This window comes from Collinsella sp. AM34-10, assembly GCF_003469185.1.
In the GTDB taxonomy this organism is placed as follows: domain Bacteria; phylum Actinomycetota; class Coriobacteriia; order Coriobacteriales; family Coriobacteriaceae; genus Collinsella.
Map to the genome: position 1 here is coordinate 1 of NZ_QSIL01000023.1, position 1,565 is coordinate 1,565.

Genomic DNA, 1,565 nt, shown 5'->3' on the forward strand with positions numbered 1-1,565 from the left:
GCTTCGTTAGAAACGCGCCCCACCATGGATGGTGAACCCGAAAGGCAAGGCGCGCGGGCACGGTGGCTCGGCCCGCGCGCCCGGAAGAGAAAGGACGAACCCATGGGTTACATGCTCGAGACGCGCGGGCTCACCAAGCGCTTCGGACGCGGCGACCAGGCGCAGGACGCCGTGGCCGACGTGAGCCTTCATATCCGCGAGGGCGAGGTGTACGGGCTGCTCGGCCCCAACGGCGCCGGCAAGTCGACAACGCTCAAGATGATCTGCGGGATGCTGCGGCCGACGGCCGGGGAGATCCTCTTTGCCGGGCACGCCTGGCGCCGCGAGGACCTCTACGCAATCGGCAGCCTCATCGAGGAGGCGCCGCTCTACCCCAACCTCACCGCGCGCGAGAACCTGCGCGTTCGCACCACGCTGCTGGGCCTTCCCGAGAGCCGCGTAGATGAGGTGCTCGCCGCCGTGGACCTCGCGGACACCGGGAAGAAGCGCGCCGGGCGCTTCTCGATGGGCATGCGGCAGCGCCTGGGGCTCGCGCTGGCGCTGATCGCCCGGCCACGCCTGCTCGTGCTCGACGAGCCCACCAACGGCCTCGACCCCATCGGCATCGAGGAGCTGCGCGACCAGATCCGCGGCTTCGCGGCGGCGGGTACGACGGTGATCGTCTCGAGCCACATCCTCTCCGAGGTGCAGCAGATGGCGGACACCATCGGCATCATCTGCGGGGGGCGCCTCGCCTACGAGGATGCGCTTCGGCCCGGGCAGGACCTCGAGGAACTCTTCATGAGCGTCTGCCGGGAGGGGCGTCGAGCGCGCGGGGAGGTGGCGGCATGACGGGCGAGAAAGGCGGCCTGCTCGCGGGCCTGCGCGCCGAGGCCCTGAAGTCGCGCCACGCGGCACCGGTTCGCCTGGCCGTGCTCATGGCGCTGCCGATGCCGCTGCTCGGCGCGATGCCCTACCGGGGCGTGCAGATCTTCAGCGCGTGGAACTACTGGTACGCGCTCTTCCTGCCCGTGTCTCTCTCGCTCGTGGTGGCGTGCGTCGCGCGGGCGGACGCGCGCACGCGGATGCGGGGGCTTCTGGGCCTGGGCTTCCCGCTTAGGCGCGCCTGGTGGGCCAAGGCGCTCTGGTGCCTCGCGCTCTGCACGCTCTCGAACCTCGTGGTCTTCGGCATCTACCTCGCGGGCTCGGCGTTCTCCTCGCAGGGCCTCACGGCCGCGGGCACGCTCACGATGCTCCTCTGCGCGCTCGCCAACACGGTGACCGCGGCGTGGATGATCCCCGCAGGGCTCTTCCTCACGGCGCGGCTCGGCATGCTCGCGGGCATCTTCTGCCCGCTCGCCGCGCAGCTCGTGGGCGGGTTCGCCTGGTCGCTGGTGCCGCTGCCGCAGCTCTTTCCGCCGTCGGCGAGCATGGTCATCCCCACGAGCTTCATCCCCGTGCTGCCGAGCGGCGAGCCGCTCGCGGCGGACATGGCGCTCGGCGGGGCGCTCGCGGCGGACGGCATGCTCACGCTGGCGGGCCTTGCGGTCTGCGCGCTCGCGTTCGCCGCGCTCACGGCGGCGGGC

The 1,565-nt window shown here is 71.8% G+C and carries 2 protein-coding genes; both read left to right on the forward strand.

From position 1 onward, the window contains the following. Positions 1-102 precede the first annotated feature (102 nt). Positions 103-831 carry a lantibiotic protection ABC transporter ATP-binding protein gene (locus DW823_RS09615; protein WP_118082048.1) on the forward strand — a complete coding sequence of 243 codons (729 nt, stop codon included), beginning with the start codon at positions 103-105 and terminating at the stop codon, positions 829-831. Next, positions 828-1,565, forward strand: a 738-nt coding sequence (locus DW823_RS09620; protein WP_118082051.1) for a hypothetical protein, incomplete at its 3' end; no start/stop codon positions are given. The genes DW823_RS09615 and DW823_RS09620, both read left to right, overlap by 4 nt.

Bases quoted from the DNA above. Each gene is read 5' to 3' on its own strand.
- DW823_RS09615 (WP_118082048.1), top strand. From the start codon at position 103: ATGGGTTACATGCTCGAGACGCGCGGGCTCACCAAGCGCTTCGGACGC.